Raw genomic sequence first — 19,099 nt, 5'->3', positions numbered from 1 at the left:
CCCAAATAATGTATCGTTAGCCCACAAACCTATGAGCCACGAATAATCAACGATGAGCCAATCAACTTATAACGCGGATTCCATAGAGGTCCTCAGCGGACTCGAACCGGTGCGCCGCCGTCCGGGCATGTATACCGATACCACCCGGCCAAACCATCTCGGCCAGGAAGTCATTGATAACAGCGTGGATGAGGCATTAGCCGGTCACGCAAAACGCATCGAAGTGATCCTTCACGAAGATCAGTCTCTTGAAGTCATCGATGATGGCCGTGGTATGCCCGTGGATATCCACGCGGAAGAAGGCGTCCCGGCGGTCGAACTGATTTTTTGTCGTCTGCACGCAGGCGGTAAATTCTCGAATAAAAACTACCAGTTCTCCGGCGGCCTGCACGGCGTGGGGATTTCGGTGGTCAACGCCTTATCCAAACGCGTCGAAGTGGCGGTAAAACGCGGCGGCGAAGTGTATGAAATGGCGTTTGAAAACGGCGATAAAGTGCAGGATTTGCACGTCACCGGCACCTGCGGTAAGCGTAATACCGGGACCAGCGTACATTTCTGGCCGGACGGCAGCTTCTTCGACAGCCCGCGTTTTTCGGTCAGCCGCCTCAGCCATTTGCTGAAAGCCAAAGCCGTACTGTGTCCTGGCGTTGAAATCCTGTTCAAAGACAAAGTGAATAACACCGAGCAACGCTGGTGTTATGAAGACGGTCTGACTGACTACCTGATGGAAGCGGTTAACGGCCTGATTACCCTGCCTGAAAAAGCGTTCGTCGGTAACTTTGCCGGTGATACTGAAGCGGTCGACTGGGCATTGTTGTGGCTGCCGGAAGGCGGCGAACTGCTGACAGAAAGCTACGTGAACCTGATCCCGACCATGCAGGGCGGTACACACGTCAACGGTCTGCGTCAGGGGCTGCTGGACGCCATGCGTGAGTTCTGCGAGTTCCGCAATATCCTGCCGCGCGGCGTGAAGCTGTCTGCGGAAGATATCTGGGAACGCTGTGCCTATGTGCTGTCAGTGAAAATGCAGGATCCGCAATTCGCCGGTCAGACTAAAGAACGTCTGTCTTCACGTCAGTGTGCGGCGTTTGTTTCCGGTGTGGTGAAAGATGCGTTCAGTCTGTGGCTGAACCAGAACGTTCAGGCGGCAGAACAGCTGGCTGAAATGTGCATTTCCAGCGCCCAGCGTCGTCTGCGTGCAGCGAAAAAAGTCGTGCGTAAGAAACTGACCAGCGGCCCTGCGCTGCCGGGCAAACTGGCGGACTGTACGTCGCAGGATCTGAACATGACCGAACTGTTCCTGGTGGAAGGGGATTCCGCAGGCGGTTCTGCCAAACAGGCTCGTGATCGTGAATATCAGGCGATCATGCCGCTCAAAGGTAAGATCTTAAATACGTGGGAAGTCTCTTCCGATGAAGTGCTGGCCTCTCAGGAAGTGCACGACATTTCTGTGGCGATCGGCATCGATCCAGACAGCGAAGATCTGACCCAGCTGCGTTACGGCAAAATCTGTATCCTTGCGGATGCGGACTCCGACGGCTTACACATTGCCACGTTGCTGTGCGCGCTGTTTGTCCGTCACTTCCGGTCCCTGGTACGCGGTGGTCATGTGTATGTGGCGATGCCGCCTTTATACCGTATCGATCTGGGCAAAGAAGTATTCTATGCGCTGGACGAGCAGGAAAAAGAAGGCGTGCTGGATCAGCTGAAACGCAAGAAAGGCAAACCGAACGTACAGCGCTTTAAAGGTCTGGGCGAAATGAACCCGTTGCAGTTGCGCGAAACGACGCTGGATCCGAACACCCGTCGTCTGGTGCAGTTGACGATCGATGAAGAAGATATCGATCAGACGCTGCGCATGATGGACATGTTGCTGGCCAAGAAGCGTTCTGAAGATCGCCGTAACTGGTTGCAGGAAAAAGGCGACACCGCCGAACTGGACGTCTGATCCTTTTTCTTTCGTTGCACCTATAAAAAATGCCGGACGCTTTGCAGCTCCGGCATTTTTGTTTTCTGATCTGCACTGATACTTCTCTGCGCAGATTTTACGATTACGCTTTTTCGATAATATGGATCACGACATCCAGCACGTCGGCTTTGATGTTTTCGCGGTGCTTGTCCATATGTTCAGCCTGCTGATGCGCTTCGAGATGCGCCAGACTTTCCCAGTCTTCCAGCATAAAGATGGAATCAGGGACCGTTTTACGCCACGGGATCTGACCGTTGAAATCAACGTAAGGCTCATAACGGTGACAGCCTTTCTCTGCCAGAACGCTTGGCAGCAGGGCTGTGATTTTTTCCATAACCGAATCGCGACGACCTGGTTTTACTTTGATTTCAGCAATAACAGTGATCATAAAAACCTCTTTCCCGGGTGACCTTCAACCTTAAGCCTGACCGAATACATTTTCAAGGTGAGCACGGTAGCGCGCAAAATCACCTTCCACATCAGGCTGTTTAATCACGTCGTTACACATAAAAGTCGGCAAAGTATCGAGGCCGATAAACTGGTTAGCTTTGTGCTGAGCCATGTAAACGCCGTCAACCCCAACGCCGTGGAAGAACTGCTCTTTATCTTCGAACGCTTCCAGCGGAGCATTCCAGGTCACGGAAAGCATGTAGCATTTACCCTGCAACAGGCCGCCGGAACCGTATTTTTTCGAGTCATCAGAACGGGTACGGCCATCGCTGGCGTACAGTTTGCCGTGACCTTCGGTGAACACTTCATCGACGTATTTTTTTAGCGTCCACGGCATCCCCATCCACCAGCCTGGTTGCTGATAAATGATGGCATCCGCCCACAGATAGCTTTCGATTTCGGTCTGCACGTCATAACCGTCTTCCAGCACAGTCACACGCACATCGTGGCCTTTGTCGCGCAGGAAGCTGGTAGCAACTTCGGTCAGACTGTTGTTCAGTGCGCCTTTAGAGTGGGCAAATGTTTTGCCGGCATTGATAATCAGGATATTGCTCATGAGTTTCCCTCAATTAGAATTCTGGTGGTCAGGCTGTTATCACGTAGTGTACTTAACTCTGCGCCGCAGAAAAATGTGATATAGCGCACAAGACTATTGACTCAGATGCAATAATTGAAGAAACGTCACGACAATTTAATCCTTCTTTTGTGAAAAAATGGCTGAAAAAAGAGCCATAAACACAGCAACTGTGACAGCCATACGGCAGATGATGTACTATCGCGAACATCATTGCCCTGCAAAAGTCGCCTCAGCGCGCCAGCGGGTGCAAGCTTCCTTAATTTCCAAAACGATAACGCCACGGGTCTGAGGATTAAACATCAATGAGCGAAATGACTCATGACGGAACAGAGCGTTTAGCACTGCACACGTTTACTGAGAACGCCTATCTCAACTATTCCATGTACGTCATCATGGACCGCGCGCTGCCGTTTATCGGTGACGGGCTCAAGCCGGTACAGCGCCGTATTATTTATGCGATGTCCGAGCTCGGCCTGAGTAATAACGCCAAATTCAAAAAATCCGCGCGTACCGTCGGTGACGTGCTGGGTAAATACCATCCGCACGGCGACAGCGCCTGTTACGAAGCCATGGTGCTGATGGCGCAGCCATTCTCTTACCGTTATCCGCTGGTTGACGGACAGGGGAACTGGGGCGCGCCGGATGATCCGAAATCCTTCGCCGCGATGCGTTATACCGAATCGCGACTGTCGAAATATGCCGACGTTCTGTTACGTGAGTTAGGGCAGGGAACGGTCGATTACGTGCCGAACTTTGACGGCACCATGCAGGAGCCGAAAATGCTGCCTGCGCGTCTGCCGAATATTCTGCTCAACGGCACCACCGGTATTGCAGTCGGGATGGCGACGGATATTCCGCCGCATAACATCCGTGAAGTGGCCGCCGCTGCGGTCGCGCTGCTGGAAAAACCGAACAGCTCGCTGGAAGATTTGCTGGAATTCGTTCAGGGGCCAGATTTCCCGACCGAAGCCGAAATCATTACGCCACGCAATGAAATCCGCAAAATGTACGAATCGGGCAAAGGCTCGGTGCGTATGCGTGCGGTCTGGCATAAAGAAGACGGCAGTGCGGTGATCACCGCATTACCGCATCAGGTTTCCGGCGCCAAAGTGCTGGAACAAATTGCCAACCAGATGCGTGCCAAAAAGCTGCCGATGGTCGAAGATCTGCGTGATGAATCCGATCACGAGAACCCGACCCGTCTGGTGGTGGTACCGCGCTCGAATCGTATCGATCTTGATCAGGTGATGAATCACCTGTTTGCGACCACCGATCTGGAACGCAGCTACCGCATCAACATGAATATGATCGGCCTCGATCACCGTCCGCAGGTGAAAGGGCTGCTGGAAATTCTGACGGAATGGCTGGCTTACCGTCGCGATACTGTACGCCGTCGTCTGAACTACCGCCTCGATAAAGTCCTGAAACGCCTGCATATCCTCGAAGGTTTGCTGACGGCGTTCCTCAATATTGATGAAGTCATTCACATCATCCGTACTGAAGACGAGCCGAAACCGGTGCTGATGCAACGTTTCGAGCTGTCAGACACTCAGGCAGAAGCAATCCTCGAGTTGAAATTACGTCATTTGGCGAAACTCGAAGAAACCAAAATTCGTGGCGAGCAGGATGAACTGGCGAAAGAACGCGATCAGTTGCAGGCGCTTCTGGCTTCTGAACGTAAACTCAGCACGCTAATCCGCAAAGAAATTCAGGCCGATGCCGAATCCTTTGGTGATGAGCGCCGTTCGCCAATCACTGAACGTGAAGAAGCTAAGGCGATGAGTGAGCACGATTTCATTCCGTCCGAGCCGGTCACGATTGTGTTGTCCGAATCAGGCTGGGTGCGCAGCGCTAAAGGTCATGATATCGATGCTTCCGGTCTGAGCTACAAAGCCGGTGACAGTTTCCGTGCCGCAGCGAAAGGCAAGAGCAATCAGCCTGTGGTGTTTATGGACTCCACAGGCCGCAGTTATGCGCTTGATCCCACCACGCTGCCATCGGCGCGCGGTCAGGGTGAACCGCTGACCGGTAAACTGACGCCGCCGCCGGGCGCGACCATTGAACACGTGCTGATGGCTGCTGACGATCAAAAGTTACTGATGGCTTCTGATGCGGGTTATGGTTTCGTTTGTACCTTCAACGATTTAGTGGCCAGAAACCGTGCCGGTAAAGCGATGATCTCCCTGCCGGAAAATGCGAAAGCCTTCGCGCCAATGGAGCTTCATGGCGCTGATGACATGTTGCTGTCGATCACTGCCGCGGGCCGTATGCTGATGTTCCCGGTGGCTGATTTGCCGCAACTGTCGAAGGGCAAAGGTAACAAAATTGTTTCAATCCCTTCTGCGCAGGCAGCAAGTGGCGAAGATAAACTACAATGGCTGCTGGTGTTAGCACCGCAAACGTCGATTATCCTGCACGTGGGCAAACGTAAGCTGGTTCTGCGTCCCGAAGATTTGCAGAAATTCCGCGCTGAACGTGGCCGCAAGGGAACCCTTCTGCCACGCGGCCTGCAACGTATCGACCGGGTAGAGGTCGATGCGCCTGCACGTACCCCAGGTGGTGACAGCGAAGAATAAGACCGCTGTTGACCCCATAAAGTCAGGGCACATTTGTGCCCTGAACTCTTTTTGAGGGAAAGCAGGGGCCTGAGACTGTTGTGCAGTGCAAAGATTTTACATTTGTATCAATAAAACCGTTGTGCCCTGCTGAATGAGGCTTGAGAATAGTTCACCTCACAGGGAGCGAAACTGCACAGGTTTCTTACCGGCTTCGGCTGTAGTTTTAAGAGGATGTTATGTTATTTATTTTGCGTCTGATTATCGTGGTGGTTTACTCGATTCTGGTCTCTGTTTTTGGTTGTATTTATTGTCTTTTCAGTCCGCGAAACCCGAAACATGTGTCGACTTTCGGTAAGCTGTTTGGTCGTCTGGCACCGGTATTTGGCCTTCGTGTTGAAAAACGTATTCCTGCAGAAGCCGTGAATAACGGCAACTGTATTTATATTGCCAACCATCAGAACAATTACGACATGGTGACGGCGTCGTCCGTTGTCATGCCAAGAACGGTGACCGTGGGCAAGAAAAGCCTGGCCTGGATCCCGTTCTTTGGTCAGCTTTACTGGCTGACGGGCAACCTGCTGATTGACCGTGATAATCGCGCCAAAGCCCACGGTACGATTTCTCAGGTAGTGACCCAGATTAAGAAAAAGAATCTGTCGATCTGGATGTTCCCGGAAGGCACCCGCAGCCGTGGCCGTGGCCTGATGCCTTTTAAAACTGGCGCTTTCCATGCTGCCATTGCGGCCGGCGTGCCGATTGTGCCGATTTGCGTATCGAATACCAGCAACAAGGTAAAGTTAAATCGCTGGTCAAACGGTCTGGTGATTGTCGAAATGCTTCCACCAATCGACACCAGCGGTTATACCAAAGAGCGCCTGCGCGAACTGTCCGAGCATTGTCGTCAGATCATGGCGGACAAAATTGCCGAACTGGATGCCGAAGTCGCCCAACGCGAAGCTGCTGCAAAAAAATAAAATTCAGTTGATACCACTTTTCCCGCTGCCATTGATGGCGGTGGGGCTAACAGCTCTAGATTTGTTTTCATGGAGAAAATATGTCACTCAGTCGTCGCTCGTTCCTGCAAGCCTCCGGCGTGGCTCTTGCCGCAGGTGCTCTGCCATTAAAAGCAGAAGCGAGTGGTTCGCAACCCGCATTGCCTGTTCCACCGCTGCTCGAATCGCGCCGTGGACAACCGCTGTTTCTGACTTTGCAGGCTGCTCACTGGTCATTCCTGGGTGGCGCAAAAGCGCCTGTCTGGGGCATCAATGGCATGTATCTTGGCCCGACGGTCAAAGTACACAGCGGTGATGACGTCAAACTGATTTACAGCAACCGTCTGGCAGAACCTGTATCAATGACCGTCAGCGGTCTGCTTGAACCGGGCACCTTAACCGGCGGCGCTGCGCGTCTGATGCAGCCGGGCGTTGACTGGTCTCCGGTATTGCCTATTCGTCAGGCAGCGGCTACCTGCTGGTATCACGCTAACACGCCAAACCGCATGGCGCCGCACGTCTATAACGGCTTGGCGGGGATGTGGATTGTTGAGGATGAAGTCAGCAAGAGCCTGCCATTACCGAATCACTACGGCGTGGATGATTTCCCGATTATCATTCAGGACAAGCGGCTGGATGGTTTCGGCGTACCGCAATATGACACTCCGGCTTCCGGCGGATTCTTTGGCGATACCATGCTGGTCAATGGCGTACAGAGCCCGTTCGTAGAAGTTTCGCGTGGCTGGGTTCGTCTGCGTTTACTGAATGCGTCGAATGCGCGCCGTTACGAACTGAGCATGACCGATAATCGCGCATTCCACGTCGTGGGTTCTGATCTCGGTTTCCTGCCTGCGCCGATGACGGTGAAACGTCTCTCTCTTGGTCCGGGCGAACGCCGCGAAGTGCTGGTGGATATGTCACAGGGCGAGGAAGTCTCGATTACTGCCGGTGAAGCCGCAGGCGTGATGGACAGACTGCGCGGCCTGTTCGAGCCTTCAAGCATTCTGGTATCAACTATCGTGCTGACCCTGAAACCGACCGGCCTGCTGCCGCTGGTGACGGATAATCTGCCGATGCGGTTACTGGCGGATCAAATCCTCACCGGTAACGTTGTCCGCACCCGCGACTTGCGTCTGGGTGACAGTGATCCTGGGATTAACGGCGCGTTGTGGGACATTAACCGTATTGACCTCACCGCGCAGCAAGGCACGTGGGAACGCTGGACGGTGCATGCAGATATGCCGCAGACGTTCCATGTTGAAGGCGTTTCCTTCCTTGTGAAAAGCGTCAATGGCGCCGCACCGCTGGTGGAGGATGCCGGATTCAAAGACACAGTGTGGGTGGACGGAGACGTCGAGCTGCTGGTGTATTTTAACCAGCCTTCCTATGAGCACTTCCCGTTCGTTTACCGCAGTGGCGCACTGGAACTGGCCGATCGCGGTTCTGCGGCCAATATGCTGGTGCAGCCTTCGGTGTAAGCGTTTATCGCGCAATAAAAAAACCCGCCTGGGCGGGTTTTTGTTTTTCTGCAATCTGAAACGGCTTACAGACCTTTTTCCGGATCCGGGCCCAGACGGTGCTCTTTATCCAGCTTGGTGACTTCCGCCAGTTCTTCCTTCTCCAGTTTGAAATCAAACACGTCGAAGTTTTCGCGGATGCGTTTTGGCGTCACGGATTTCGGGATAACAATCAGGCCGTTATCCAGATGCCAGCGGATGACAATCTGCGCAGGCGTCTTGTCATATTTCTCGGCCAGTTTCTGGATCAGTGGCTGATCAAACACGCCTTCGCCGCCTTGTGCCAGCGGACTCCAGGATTCAGTCGCAATGGTGTGCGTGGCGTTCCATGCGTGCAGCTGGCGCTGTTGCATCAGCGGGTGAAGCTCAATCTGATTCACCACCGGGAAAATGCCGGTTTCATCTTTCAGCTTCTGCAAATGCTGCAGCGGGAAATTACATACCCCGATGCTTTTCGCCAGACCTTCTTCTTTCAGTTTCAGCAGGGCTTTCCAGGCATCCACATAATGCCCCTGAGCCGGCTGCGGCCAGTGAATGAGATAGAGATCGACATAATCGGTTCTCAGTTTTTTAAGACTGGTTTCCAGCGCCTGTGGAGCGTTTAACTGATCGTCGTTCCACAACTTGGTGGTGATAAACAGCTCTTCACGGGGAACCAGATTGGCCGCAATCGCTTCGCCGACGCCTTCCTCATTCTTGTAAATCGCCGCTGTATCAATATGGCGATAACCGGTTTCAATCGCCGTTTTGACTGCGCTGGTGGCTTCCTGATTACTGGCTTTCCATACGCCAAGTCCTAACTGAGGCATCAGATTGCCATCGTGAAGTTTTATGATGGGTTGCGTTGCCATGAGTTTCTCCTTTCAGGGCAAAGTGCCCGCCGCAAAGCACGGGCACTGTGTAGGGATTGACGTTAAGTCTAGTAAACGAAACGGCATCTTGCTGAGCAGGCTACTTATATTCAGACAGGAAAGAGGCTTAAGCGTTCATATCCAGCACCACGCGGTAGCGCGCTTTCCCTTCGTGCAGATGCTCCACGGCATCATTTATTTTGCTCAGCGGGAAATGCTCAACCTGCGGCGTGATGTCATGGCGGGCGCAGAACGCCAGCATGTCGGCCAGACGTGAAGGTGAGCCGGTCGGTGAGCCGGACACTTCAGCCTGTTTGCTGATAAGCGCCATAACATGCAACGGTACCGCTTCCGGCACCACGCCGACAAAGTGCAGGCGGCCTTTAGGTGCCAGTGCGCCGATAATGGCGTCCCAGTCCAGCGAGGCATTGGCTGTCACCATTATGAAGTCCAGCTGACCGGCGATTTTCTTCAGCTCATCGCTGTCACGGGTGGCGATAACGCGGTGCGCGCCGAGTGAGATAGCTTCGTCACGTTTTGCCAGCGAAGACGTAAACGCGGTGACTTCGCAGCCCCAGGCGTTCAGGAAGCGCAGCGCCATGTGACCTAAACCACCGATGCCGATCACGCCAACGCGATGAGTCGGCAGCACGCTAAACTGCAACAGCGGGTTAAAGACGGTGATACCGCCGCAGAACAACGGACCGGCGCTGGTGATATCAACGCCTTCCGGCAACGGAATAGCCCACGCCCAGTGGCTGCGAATTTTGTCCGCGAAACCGCCGTGATGGCCGATGATGGTGGCTTCTACGTCATGACAAAGATGCTGATCGCCGGATATACACGGATGACAATGCATACAGCTGCCACGGTTCCAACCTACGCCCACAATCTGGCCGACTTTCAGCCCTTTGTTCTGCGCATGATTACCAATTTTGACGATTTTCCCGACCACTTCATGGCCCGGTACAAACGGATATTGGGTAATGCCCCAGTCGTTATTCAGCATGGATAAATCGGAATGGCAGACGCCGCAGTAATCAATGGCGACTTCGATTTCTTCATCCCCAATCGGGCCTGCGTCGAAAGCAAACGCTCCGAGTGGCTGGTTCGGGCCGGTAGCGGCCCAGGCGTTAAAGGTGTTTTCAGCAGCAACAGGTGCAGACATACAATCCTCCGAACTATCGGGTTAGATGAATAATGAGTAAAAATAAGGAGTTATCAGAATATATAACCGATGACCGGAACGCCGATCATGATTTGCGAATGAAAAGTGCGTTCATACAGACTAGCAGTTCATCGCGTTTATGCAGGTGTGTCCCCCTGCGGAAGGCGACATTAACTGTAAGAGAAAATTGGCAGCGGCATGATGCCCATTTCTGCCAGAGTCTTGCCTGTTTCTGCTTGTCTCTGTAGGAACGTAGGGGGTTATGGCAGAATCAGTGCCAGATTAATGAATATGTGGAGCGGAATGATGGAAAACGTGAACAGCCTGTGCGCCCGTATGGCGGCCAGAGTTGCACAACTCAGCGGAGACAAAAACCTCGTGCCGTCGGCGGTTCCGCAGGTGACGCTGATGTACACCACGCGTTACCATCCGCGCCAGCCGGTGTTGTACAATCCCGGCATTGTGATCCTTTTTCAGGGGAGAAAAGTCGGTTATCTGGGCAAGAAAACTTTCTCTTACGATCCGCACAATTATCTGATGCTGACCGTGCCACTGCCTTTCGAATGTGAAACCTTCAGCAGCCCCGAAGAGCCACTGGCCGGTATCCAGATCAGCATTGATAACCTGATGTTGCAGGATTTGCTGATGGATATGGGCGACGAAAGCGTGGTGCGTCAGAAAGAATCCTCTACAGGCATTAATTCCGGCGTGCTGGATGGCGATATTCTCTGTGCGACCGAGCGGCTGCTGGATGTCATGGATAAACCGCTGCACGCCCGCATTCTGGGGCCGAAAATTATCCGCGAAATTTTGTTCTTTATTCTGACCAGTGAGAATGGCGGGGCGCTCCAGGCGCTGGTTAACCGTCATACGCATTTCAGCCAGATTGCCAAATCACTGCGCCGGATTGAGGCGCAGTACGCCGATAATCTCAGCGTGGAAACGCTGGCCAGTGAAGTGAACATGAGTATTTCGGCGTTTCACCATAACTTCAAAGCAGTGACCAGCACCTCGCCGTTACAATATCTGAAAACCTATCGTCTGCACCGCGCACGTACATTGATGATTTATGATGGCGTGAAAGCCAGCGTGGCGGCGTTACAGGTGGGATATGAAAGTGCGTCCCAGTTCAGCCGGGAGTTCAAACGCTATTTTGGTGTCACGCCGAGTGACGAGATGGCGCGTCTGCGTGAAGGGAGTTCTGGTGTTCTGGCGCTAGCGGATGTGGCATTTAAGGCCTGAAACGGTCTGTTCTGAAAGGTTTCAGAAACGGCATTTACGTTTCTTCCAGATAACCAGCAGCGCACCGGCCAGACCGACGACCAGCAACAGAACCGGTAAAATCATCAGCCCCGCCATGACCTGATCTTCATGGCGTTTCACTATCGGAATGTGGCTCAGTGCGAAGCCCAGAGAAATCACTACCCCTACCCACAATATCGCGCTCAGCCAGTTAAAGAACTGAAAGCGGGCATTGTTCAGGCCGGATATTCCCGCCATTGTCGGCAATAGCGTCCGCACAAAAGCCAGAAAACGCCCGACCAGCAACGCCATCAACCCGTGCTGAATAAACATCTGATGCGCGCGCTGGTGATAATGCGCCGGAAGCTGCAACAGCCAGCCTTTGACCAGTTTGGTGTGGCCGAGCCACCGCCCCTGAATATAGCTCAGCCAGCAACCCAGACTCGCCGCAGTGACCAGAATAATCAGTGTAGGGATAAAGCTCATCACGCCTTTGGCGATAAGCGCCCCGGTCAGCAGCAGCAGGCTGTCACCGGGCAGGAAAGAGGCGGGCAGTAAGCCGTTTTCAAGAAACAGCGTGGCAAACAGAACGGCATAAATGACCCAGAGAAGATTCGGGTCGGCGAGCATACTGAAATCATGCTGCCAGAGCGCATGAAAAATGTCGCAAAGCACTGCCATATTCTGTCCTGTTTCTGTTCATTGAAAACTGTCGCTTGCCAGTGTAGCGCGGATCATCGACGGATATGTTGATCTGAGGACACTGTAAAAAAGACAGAAGGCTCCGGCATCAGTCACCCGGAGCTATAGAGAGCTTACAGATTATTATCATTTCGCGAATGAATATCCGCCGGTTACCTTACCGATCTGCGCGGCATGTCGCAATCTCCGTGGTTCAGGAAGCGTTTATCCGTTCAAAAGCCGTTGAAAGATCGGCAATCAGATCGTCACAGTTTTCCAGCCCGATATGCAGACGCACCAACGTGCCGGTAAAATCGACGGTTTCCGCCGGTCGGATAGCCTGAATCTCTTCCGGCTGATTGGCCAGAACCAGCGATTCGAAGCCGCCCCACGAATACGCCATGCTGAAATGTTCGAAGTGGTCGAGATAGTCAGACAGCTGCTGTTTGCTCAGGCGCTGTTTCAGCACGAAAGAGAACAGGCCGCAGCTGCCGGTGAAGTCCCGCTTCCAGAATTCATGCCCTTTGCTTGCGGGCAATGCCGGATGATTTACTGCTGCTACCTCCGGGCGCTCCGCCAGCCACTGCGCAATGCGGATACTGCTTTCGGCATGTTGTCTCAGGCGCACGCCCATCGTGCGCAATCCGCGACTCGCGACATATGCCGTATCGGCATCGACCATTTGCCCCATCAGATAAGAATGTTCGCGCAACTGCGCCCAGCAACGTTCATTAGAAACGGCGGTGCCAATCATCGCATCGGAATGCCCGACGATATATTTGGTGCCTGCCTGAATCGAAATATCGATATCAAATTCCAGCGCTTTAAACAGGATGCCCGCCGCCCAGGTGTTGTCGATCATAATGACAACATCGGGATTAACCGCACGCACGGCCTTCACCATCGCCGGAATGTCAGGGACTTCCATGGTGATAGAACCCGGCGATTCGAGGAACACCACTTTGGTGTCCGGTTGCATCAGTAAGCCCAGTTCAGCGCCGATATTGGCCGGAAAATAGGTGGTGGAAACGCCGAGTTTCTTCAGCACTTTTTCGCAGAAATCTTGTGTCGGTTCGTAAGCAGAACCGGCCACCAGAATGTGGTCACCGCTGCTGACGAATGACAGCACGGCATTGCTGACTGCCGCCGCGCCACAGGGATACAGCGCGCAGCCCGCGCCGCCTTCCAGCTCGACCATCGCCTGTTGCAGCGAGAAATGCGTAAGAGTGCCGCGACGTCCGTAAAACAGCTCGCCATTGGCGCGATTGGCGGTAGCATGTTTTTTATCCGCCACGGTTTCAAACACCAGAGATGACGCACGCTGGATCACCGCATTCACTGAGCCTTGCGTGAACTTCTTGTCCCGTCCGGCGCTGACCAGCGCAGTTTCAATTTTTTTAGACGACATAATCCGTATTTCACCCTGTTAGGTTGCGCGGCGCATTCTGGCATCCGCTGATATCTCATTAACTTAACATGATGAATTTATGGGATCAGGCTTTTGGGGGATGAATGAAAAAATTTCAGCCAACCGTGCCCGTTTCACACATAAAAAAAGCCCGTCATCACGACGGGCAAGGGAGAAATATGGCCTGGCGTCAGCCGGTATAGACGCCGAAGAGTTTGGGCAGGAACAGCGAAATAGTCGGGATATAGGTCACCAGCATCAGCACCACGAACAGCACGCAGTAGAACGGCATCATGGCTTTAACCACTTTTTCGATGCTCTGTTTACTGACTGCACTGGCGACAAACAGCACCGAGCCGACCGGCGGGGTAATAAGCCCGATCCCCAGATTCACCAGCATGATCATACCGAAATGTACCGGATCTATGCCGAGCGATAACACCACGGGTAACAGCACCGGTGTCAGGATCAGAATGATCGGTGCCATATCCATCAGCGTGCCGATCACCAGCAGCATGATGTTGATACACATGAGGATCACGTACTTGTTGTCGGAGATCGAGGTGAAGAATTCGGTGATGCGCATCGGTAACTGCATATAGGTCATTACCGCGCCAAAACTGGCGGCAAAGCCAATCAGGATCATCACGATACTGACGGTTTTGACCGTGCGGTACATCAGTTTCGGCAGTTCGTTCCACTTGTAATCGCGGTAGATAAACATGGTAACGAAGAACGACCATAAGCAGGCAATCGCCGCGGATTCCGTTGCGGTAAATATCCCGCTGAGAATACCGCCCATGATGATGACGACGGTCATCAGCCCCCACAGCGTGTCGATGAAAATCTTCAGCGCCTGACGGAACGGCACGCGTTCGCCTTTCGGATAGCCGCGCTTGTGGGCGAACACTACGCACATCACCATCAGTGTCAGACTGAGCAGTAAACCAGGCAGAATACCGGCGATGAACAGAGCGGCAATCGACACCGTACCGCCGGTTGCCAGTGAATAAATCACCGAGTTATGGCTTGGTGGCGTCAGGATCGCCTGCACCGAACCGCTGGCGGTCACCGCCGCTGCAAAGTCACGCGGATAACCTTTCTTCTCCATTTCCGGGATCATCACCGAACCAATTGACGCGGTATCTGCAACCGAAGAACCGGAAATCGCACCGAAAAAGGTCGAGGCCACAATGTTGACCAGCGACAGTCCGCCGCGAATAAATCCGACAAATATGTAGGCAAAACTGACCAGCCGGCGGGCGATCCCTCCTTCCGCCATGATCGCACCCGCCAGAATAAAGAACGGGATCGCCAGCAGTGAAAACTTGTTCACGCCGTTGGTCAGTTGGATCATCAGTGCTTCGAATGGCAGATCAATCCACCAGGCCCCCGCCAGTGCACTCAGCCCGACGGCATAGGCGACCGGTACGCCAATCGCCAGCATGACAGCCAGCGTTAACAGCAAAATTACGGCATCCATATCAGGCTCCCGGTCAGGCGTCAGAATTGCCCAGCATCACCACAGGACGCTGATGCTGCGGTCCGGCAATGATCTGCTCAATGATGAATAACAGCGTCAGCGCAGAACCTACCGGCAACGGCAGATAGGTTTGTCCGGCGGTCAGTAGCGGGAATTCCGCCACCGGCTGTTGCCAGAGCTCACTGCACAATTGCAGGCTGTACCAGAAAATAAATACGCTTATCGCCAGCATCATCAGGTCAGAAAGCAGCGCGGCGAATTTTTTCAAGGCAGGTGGCAAACGGTCAGTGACCATCGCAACCACAATATGCGAACCCGCGCGGTAACTTACGGCGGCACCGATAAAGGTGAAGGTCACCATGCACAGAATGGCGATAGGCTCAGGCCATGAAAGGGCGCTGTTCATCACGTAACGGGCGAAGATCCCGACCGGGATCACCGCCACCATCAGCAGCAACGCAATTCCGGCAAGCCACATCGCGCAGCGGTAAAGAATGTCCATCAGGGTGTGATAACTCGAAACCATAAATCCCCCGGCGAAATAGCGGAAAGAGGCAGCCCGCAGGCTGCCGTTATCAGGCTTTACTTAACGTCAGCGATTTGTTGCATCAGTTCCTGATGGTCTTTGCCGAATTCATCACGGACAGATTGCGTGGCTTTGACATAGGTCGCAGGGTCGATCTCATAGAATTTCACGCCGCCTGCTTTCATTGTCGCCAGCGCTTTCTCGTTATAAGTTTTCCACAGTTCGCGCTGCTCATCCTGCGCTTCTTTCGCCAGTTTGAGGATTAACTGCTGATCTTCGGGTTTCAGCTTGTCCCATTTCACTTTTGAATACAGGAACAACTCAGGAATAATAAAGTGGCGGCTATAGGTGTAGTTTTTCACCACCGGCAGATAGTTGTGGGCGACAAACGTCGGCGGGTTGTTTTCGGTGCCATCGATAACGCCTGTTTGCATGCCGCTGAACACTTCACTGACACCCATCGCTACCGGGTTTGCGCCCATGGCTTTCAGCGTTGCTAATGCAATCGGGCTGCCCTGCACGCGGATTTTCATGCCGTGCAGATCTTCCGGTTTCACCACCGGCTCTTTGGTAATCAGATTACGCGTGCCGCCATCCATCCAGCCGAGGAACACCAGCCGGGAATTCGGATTGTTAGTGATCTTGTCACCGATCTCTTTACCGATCTGACCATCAAGCACTTTGTGCATGTGGTCTTCGTCGCGGAATATGTAGGGCAGGGTGAAGACGTTTATTTCCGGCAAAATCGAAGCGACCGGCGTCATTGATACACGAATGATGTCCAGCGCGCCGAGCTGTGCCTGCTCAATTTCCTGCTTTTCATCCCCCAGAACACCGCCAGGGAAAGTTTTAATTTCGAGGCGTCCGTCAGTTTGCTTTTGCAGCTTTTCGCCCATGTGCTGAACGGCGACGACGTTCGGATAACCTTGCGGATGCACGTCGGCAGCTTTCAGCGTTTGTGCGGACAGGCTGTGAGTAAATAATAGGGTCGCGGAACTCAGGCAAAGGCTGAGAAGTGCTTTTTGCATTTTCATCAGTTTGTCTCCAGGGTACTCAGTAAGGGAAAATAAATGAGAGCAAGTATCGAACCGGATAGACGTAGCAGGTTCATTTTGAAAAAATCTAAATAAGCTTTTAAATTATAGGGATACAGTGCATGCCGTTGAACGGTCTTTGCCTGTGGAAGCACCTTATCCTATTTTTTACTGCGCGGTATTTGAGCGTTATCACAAACTCATAACAAATGTAAAAAGCTGTTACTTAATATTTAAAACATTGTTTTGACTTGGGTAATGAAGCTCAGATGATTGATTTTCTGTATGATTTTTATAGAAAGTGTGATGAAGGTTAAATTGTTCATCTCTTGTACAAACACGAAAAACCTTGTCATCTGTCAATGACACGGCAGCCTCAAGACGCGACAATGTAAATAATAATGAGAACGACTATCAATTAGACCTTTTTCTTTGATATCATTCGGCGTTATTCATTCCTTCTACACACTGATTCTGGCTGGAGGCGACGCGTGAAAACGGCTCGCAATAAGATGAAAGAGGCGACCTCATTACTGATGTCGTTAATGTTGGTTGCTGGTCTGAGCGGCAACGCCATGGCTGCGCCTGCGACGCCGGCTGGACAAGCCGTCACTTCTGCGGCAGCTCAACCGGCAACGGCTGACAATCCTGCACCGGCCACTGGTGATGCAACGTCCGCACCGGTTATGCAACCGGTACCTGCCGAAGCGACCCCTGTCATTCCAACCGATTTGTCTGTTATGGGCATGTATCATCACGCGGATATCGTGGTGAAAACCGTTATGATCGGCCTGCTGCTGGCCTCCGTGGTGACCTGGGCGTTGCTGTTCAGCAAAGGCGCAGAAGTATTCACCGGTAAGCGCCGCATGCGCCGTGAGTTTGATGCGCTGTCTTCCGTCCGTACGCTGGACGAAGCCGCTGAACAAGCCGAAAGCTTCGCTGCCAGTAGCATCAGCGCGCAGATGATCCGCGATGCACAGAACGAACTCGAATTGTCTGCCGGTTCCACCGACAACAACGGCATCAAAGAGCGTACCGGCTTCCGCCTTGAGCGCCGCGTCAGCGCCGCTGGCCGTTACATGGGACGTGGCAACGGTATTCTGGCGACCATCGGGGCAATTTCTCCGTTCGTCGGTCTGTTCGGTACTGTCTGGGGCATCATGAACAGCTTCATCGGTATCGCGCAGACGCAGACTACTAACCTGGCCGTCGTGGCGCCGGGTATCGCAGAAGCCCTGCTGGCGACTGCTGTAGGTCTGATTGCCGCTATTCCTGCGGTGGTTATCTACAATATTTTCGCCCGTACCATTACGTCTTACCGTCATCAGGTTGGCGATGTGGCTGCGCAGATTATTCTGCTGCAGGGTCGTGATTTGGATCTGGCTGCCAGCGAAGGCGATGCGCCACGCGGTCAGACAGGTCAGTTACGCGTAGGGTAAGAGCAGATTATGGCTATTCGGTTAAACGACGATATCGACGAAAGCGGTGAAATGCATGACATCAACGTCACGCCTTTCATCGACGTGATGCTGGTGCTGCTGATCATCTTCATGGTGGCTGCACCGCTGGCGACCGTAGATGTGCGGGTGGATTTACCGGCCTCCACGGCGAAACCACAGCCGCGTCCGGAGAAACCGATTTTCCTGTCGGTGAAAGCAGATAAACAGCTTTTCCTTGGTGATACGCCAGTGAATAGCGACAATCTGACCGAGATGCTGGATCAACGTACTCAGGGCAACAAGCAGAGTACGATTTTCTTCCGGGCGGATAAGACGGTGGATTACGAAACGCTGATGAAAGTGATGGATAACCTGCGTAAAGCCGGTTACCTGAAAGTCGGACTGGTCGGCGCCGAACAAACCGGTGCCGCCGCGGCGCAGTAGGTTTTGTCAGCTCCGAAGTACATAAAAGGCCAGCGCTGCTGGCCTTTTTGCTTTCTTGAAAATAGCTTTGCCCGATTACCGTCTACAGTTTCTTCGCAACTTTGCCCGCATCCATATCGCAGCGCATATGATCCCATCCCTGATAGTTTTTCACTTCGGGCAAGTGATCAGGTAAATCCTGCCAGTTGGTTTTGAATTGCGAAGTACTATGGCTAAGTCCTAGTTTGGTCATGTAAACCATTCCCCAGGCCCAGCCAGGTGCACTGGGTTCTACAGTCTGAACTGTCCCATCTTCCAATGTGTAAGGAATACCCGGCCCACCGGGAAGAATGCGCGGGTCTTCAAAAGGCTTTGATGAGGTATAGAGGCTGTGTTTTGTTTGTAAGAAACCCTGGTCGTTAACCACGGTGAAGGACATGACATCTTCGTAAGAAGGAACGTTATCTCCGTTAGGCTCATTAGGTCCCGGGGACATAGGCGCTACCTGCCAGGTCTGACCATAGTTTTTTGATACTAAGAAAGCGCTTGTGAATGTATCCCACCCAGGAACTGCGATATAACGTTCCGAAGGATGAATATATTTTCGTGTGAAAATTCGATAGAACTGGCTTGCCACCTGTGAGTGAATATTACGACCCTGTAAATAATTCTGTGTAACTGCCATCGTATTAAAGGTGAGCGCTCAGGCGGTCACCGAACTCGATAATAAAACGACTCATCGCCAGCCGCCAGTTTTGGATCGGCATACTCCATTTCTTTG

At 52.9% G+C, this 19,099-nt stretch carries 17 protein-coding genes and 1 pseudogene; 7 read left to right on the top strand and 11 right to left on the bottom strand.

From position 1 onward, the window contains the following. The first annotated feature begins 52 nt into the window (after nt 1–52). A complete protein-coding gene (gene parE / locus J1784_RS15945) occupies nt 53–1,948 on the top strand; it encodes a DNA topoisomerase IV subunit B (RefSeq protein ID WP_217150060.1) in 1,896 nt (631 codons plus the stop codon). 103 nt (nt 1,949–2,051) lie between these two features. On the opposite strand, the gene J1784_RS15940 is transcribed toward parE, so the two are convergent. Continuing rightward, nucleotides 2,052–2,357, bottom strand: a complete 306-nt coding sequence (locus J1784_RS15940) for a putative quinol monooxygenase (RefSeq protein ID WP_095923548.1) — start codon at nt 2,355–2,357, stop codon at nt 2,052–2,054. 30 nt (nt 2,358–2,387) lie between these two features. Continuing rightward, nucleotides 2,388–2,975, bottom strand: coding sequence for an NAD(P)H-dependent oxidoreductase (locus J1784_RS15935; protein ID WP_217150059.1), 588 nt, complete (start codon nt 2,973–2,975; stop codon nt 2,388–2,390). A gap of 323 nt (nt 2,976–3,298) precedes the next feature. Here J1784_RS15935 and parC point away from each other — a divergent pair, with 323 nt between their 5' ends. The 3 genes from parC (at nt 3,299) to ftsP (ending at nt 8,024) form a co-directional block, all read left to right on the top strand. Beyond that, the gene (gene parC, locus J1784_RS15930; protein ID WP_217150058.1) at nt 3,299–5,572 is read left to right on the top strand and encodes a DNA topoisomerase IV subunit A; all 2,274 of its coding nucleotides are present in this window, start codon (nt 3,299–3,301) and stop codon (nt 5,570–5,572) included. 218 nt (nt 5,573–5,790) lie between these two features. Continuing rightward, nucleotides 5,791–6,528: a 1-acylglycerol-3-phosphate O-acyltransferase gene (locus J1784_RS15925; RefSeq protein WP_217150057.1), complete on the top strand. Its 738-nt coding sequence runs from the start codon at nt 5,791–5,793 to the stop codon at nt 6,526–6,528. Nucleotides 6,529–6,608: 80 nt separating this feature from the next. Then, nucleotides 6,609–8,024, top strand: a complete 1,416-nt coding sequence (gene ftsP, locus J1784_RS15920) for a cell division protein FtsP (RefSeq protein ID WP_217150056.1) — start codon at nt 6,609–6,611, stop codon at nt 8,022–8,024. Between the two features lie 65 nt (nt 8,025–8,089). On the opposite strand, the gene dkgA is transcribed toward ftsP, so the two are convergent. Further along, entirely contained in the window at nt 8,090–8,914 is an 825-nt protein-coding gene (gene dkgA, locus J1784_RS15915) for a 2,5-didehydrogluconate reductase DkgA (protein ID WP_120508435.1), read from the bottom strand. Between the two features lie 127 nt (nt 8,915–9,041). After that, the gene (ahr, locus tag J1784_RS15910) at nt 9,042–10,082 is read right to left on the bottom strand and encodes an NADPH-dependent aldehyde reductase Ahr (RefSeq protein WP_217150055.1); all 1,041 of its coding nucleotides are present in this window, start codon (nt 10,080–10,082) and stop codon (nt 9,042–9,044) included. 306 nt (nt 10,083–10,388) lie between these two features. Between ahr and J1784_RS15905 the strand changes: the two genes are divergently transcribed. Then, on the top strand, nt 10,389–11,324 hold the full coding sequence (locus tag J1784_RS15905) for an AraC family transcriptional regulator (protein ID WP_217150199.1): 936 nt from the start codon (nt 10,389–10,391) through the stop codon (nt 11,322–11,324). Nucleotides 11,325–11,345: 21 nt separating this feature from the next. Here J1784_RS15905 and J1784_RS15900 read toward each other — a convergent pair whose 3' ends face one another. The 5 genes from J1784_RS15900 to J1784_RS15880 form a co-directional block, all read right to left on the bottom strand. Then, nucleotides 11,346–12,005, bottom strand: a complete 660-nt coding sequence (locus J1784_RS15900; protein ID WP_120508432.1) for a DedA family protein — start codon at nt 12,003–12,005, stop codon at nt 11,346–11,348. Between the two features lie 214 nt (nt 12,006–12,219). Further along, on the bottom strand, nt 12,220–13,413 hold the full coding sequence (metC, locus tag J1784_RS15895; RefSeq protein WP_217150054.1) for a cystathionine beta-lyase: 1,194 nt from the start codon (nt 13,411–13,413) through the stop codon (nt 12,220–12,222). Nucleotides 13,414–13,603: 190 nt separating this feature from the next. Then, on the bottom strand, nt 13,604–14,896 hold the full coding sequence (locus J1784_RS15890) for a TRAP transporter large permease (RefSeq protein WP_217150053.1): 1,293 nt from the start codon (nt 14,894–14,896) through the stop codon (nt 13,604–13,606). 13 nt (nt 14,897–14,909) lie between these two features. Next, nucleotides 14,910–15,422 carry a TRAP transporter small permease gene (locus J1784_RS15885; RefSeq protein WP_217150052.1) on the bottom strand — a complete coding sequence of 171 codons (513 nt, stop codon included), beginning with the start codon at nt 15,420–15,422 and terminating at the stop codon, nt 14,910–14,912. 56 nt (nt 15,423–15,478) lie between these two features. Beyond that, entirely contained in the window at nt 15,479–16,456 is a 978-nt protein-coding gene (locus J1784_RS15880; RefSeq protein ID WP_217150051.1) for a TRAP transporter substrate-binding protein, read from the bottom strand. Between the two features lie 512 nt (nt 16,457–16,968). Between J1784_RS15880 and exbB the strand changes: the two genes are divergently transcribed. Together exbB and exbD are read left to right on the top strand one after the other, a co-directional pair. Next, the gene (gene exbB, locus J1784_RS15875) at nt 16,969–17,895 is read left to right on the top strand and encodes a tol-pal system-associated acyl-CoA thioesterase (RefSeq protein WP_238485561.1); all 927 of its coding nucleotides are present in this window, start codon (nt 16,969–16,971) and stop codon (nt 17,893–17,895) included. A 9-nt stretch (nt 17,896–17,904) separates the two neighbouring features. Further along, complete coding sequence (exbD, locus tag J1784_RS15870; protein WP_217150049.1) at nt 17,905–18,339, top strand: TonB system transport protein ExbD; 435 nt, start codon at nt 17,905–17,907, stop codon at nt 18,337–18,339. Nucleotides 18,340–18,421: 82 nt separating this feature from the next. Here exbD and J1784_RS15865 read toward each other — a convergent pair whose 3' ends face one another. Further along, the gene (locus tag J1784_RS15865; protein ID WP_217150048.1) at nt 18,422–18,814 is read right to left on the bottom strand and encodes a hypothetical protein; all 393 of its coding nucleotides are present in this window, start codon (nt 18,812–18,814) and stop codon (nt 18,422–18,424) included. A gap of 3 nt (nt 18,815–18,817) precedes the next feature. Continuing rightward, nucleotides 18,818–19,003, bottom strand: a pseudogene (locus tag J1784_RS27000) (T6SS immunity protein Tli3 family protein); the annotation flags it as partial. Nucleotides 19,004–19,099: the final 96 nt, after the last annotated feature.

The sequence above is a fragment of the Rahnella ecdela genome, assembly GCF_019049625.1.
Lineage (GTDB): Bacteria > Pseudomonadota > Gammaproteobacteria > Enterobacterales > Enterobacteriaceae > Rahnella > Rahnella ecdela.
The sequence above is the reverse complement of the archived record's forward strand: the minus strand, read 5'-3'. Positions and strand labels throughout refer to the sequence as shown.

Excerpts from the sequence above, each read along its gene's own strand:
- J1784_RS15890 (WP_217150053.1), bottom strand. The coding sequence starts at position 14,896 with ATGGATGCCGTAATTTTGCTGTTAACGCTGGCTGTCATGCTGGCGATT.
- J1784_RS15865 (WP_217150048.1), bottom strand. The coding sequence starts at position 18,814 with ATGTCCCCGGGACCTAATGAGCCTAACGGAGATAACGTTCCTTCTTAC.
- J1784_RS15905 (WP_217150199.1), top strand. The coding sequence starts at position 10,389 with ATGGAAAACGTGAACAGCCTGTGCGCCCGTATGGCGGCCAGAGTTGCA.
- J1784_RS15900 (WP_120508432.1), bottom strand. The coding sequence starts at position 12,005 with ATGGCAGTGCTTTGCGACATTTTTCATGCGCTCTGGCAGCATGATTTC.
- metC (WP_217150054.1), bottom strand. The coding sequence starts at position 13,413 with ATGTCGTCTAAAAAAATTGAAACTGCGCTGGTCAGCGCCGGACGGGAC.
- parE (WP_217150060.1), top strand. The coding sequence starts at position 53 with ATGAGCCAATCAACTTATAACGCGGATTCCATAGAGGTCCTCAGCGGA.
- exbB (WP_238485561.1), top strand. The coding sequence starts at position 16,969 with ATGAAAGAGGCGACCTCATTACTGATGTCGTTAATGTTGGTTGCTGGT.
- dkgA (WP_120508435.1), bottom strand. The coding sequence starts at position 8,914 with ATGGCAACGCAACCCATCATAAAACTTCACGATGGCAATCTGATGCCT.
- J1784_RS15925 (WP_217150057.1), top strand. The coding sequence starts at position 5,791 with ATGTTATTTATTTTGCGTCTGATTATCGTGGTGGTTTACTCGATTCTG.
- J1784_RS15940 (WP_095923548.1), bottom strand. The coding sequence starts at position 2,357 with ATGATCACTGTTATTGCTGAAATCAAAGTAAAACCAGGTCGTCGCGAT.
- J1784_RS15885 (WP_217150052.1), bottom strand. The coding sequence starts at position 15,422 with ATGGTTTCGAGTTATCACACCCTGATGGACATTCTTTACCGCTGCGCG.
- parC (WP_217150058.1), top strand. The coding sequence starts at position 3,299 with ATGAGCGAAATGACTCATGACGGAACAGAGCGTTTAGCACTGCACACG.
- ftsP (WP_217150056.1), top strand. The coding sequence starts at position 6,609 with ATGTCACTCAGTCGTCGCTCGTTCCTGCAAGCCTCCGGCGTGGCTCTT.
- exbD (WP_217150049.1), top strand. The coding sequence starts at position 17,905 with ATGGCTATTCGGTTAAACGACGATATCGACGAAAGCGGTGAAATGCAT.
- J1784_RS15880 (WP_217150051.1), bottom strand. The coding sequence starts at position 16,456 with ATGAAAATGCAAAAAGCACTTCTCAGCCTTTGCCTGAGTTCCGCGACC.
- ahr (WP_217150055.1), bottom strand. The coding sequence starts at position 10,082 with ATGTCTGCACCTGTTGCTGCTGAAAACACCTTTAACGCCTGGGCCGCT.
- J1784_RS15935 (WP_217150059.1), bottom strand. The coding sequence starts at position 2,975 with ATGAGCAATATCCTGATTATCAATGCCGGCAAAACATTTGCCCACTCT.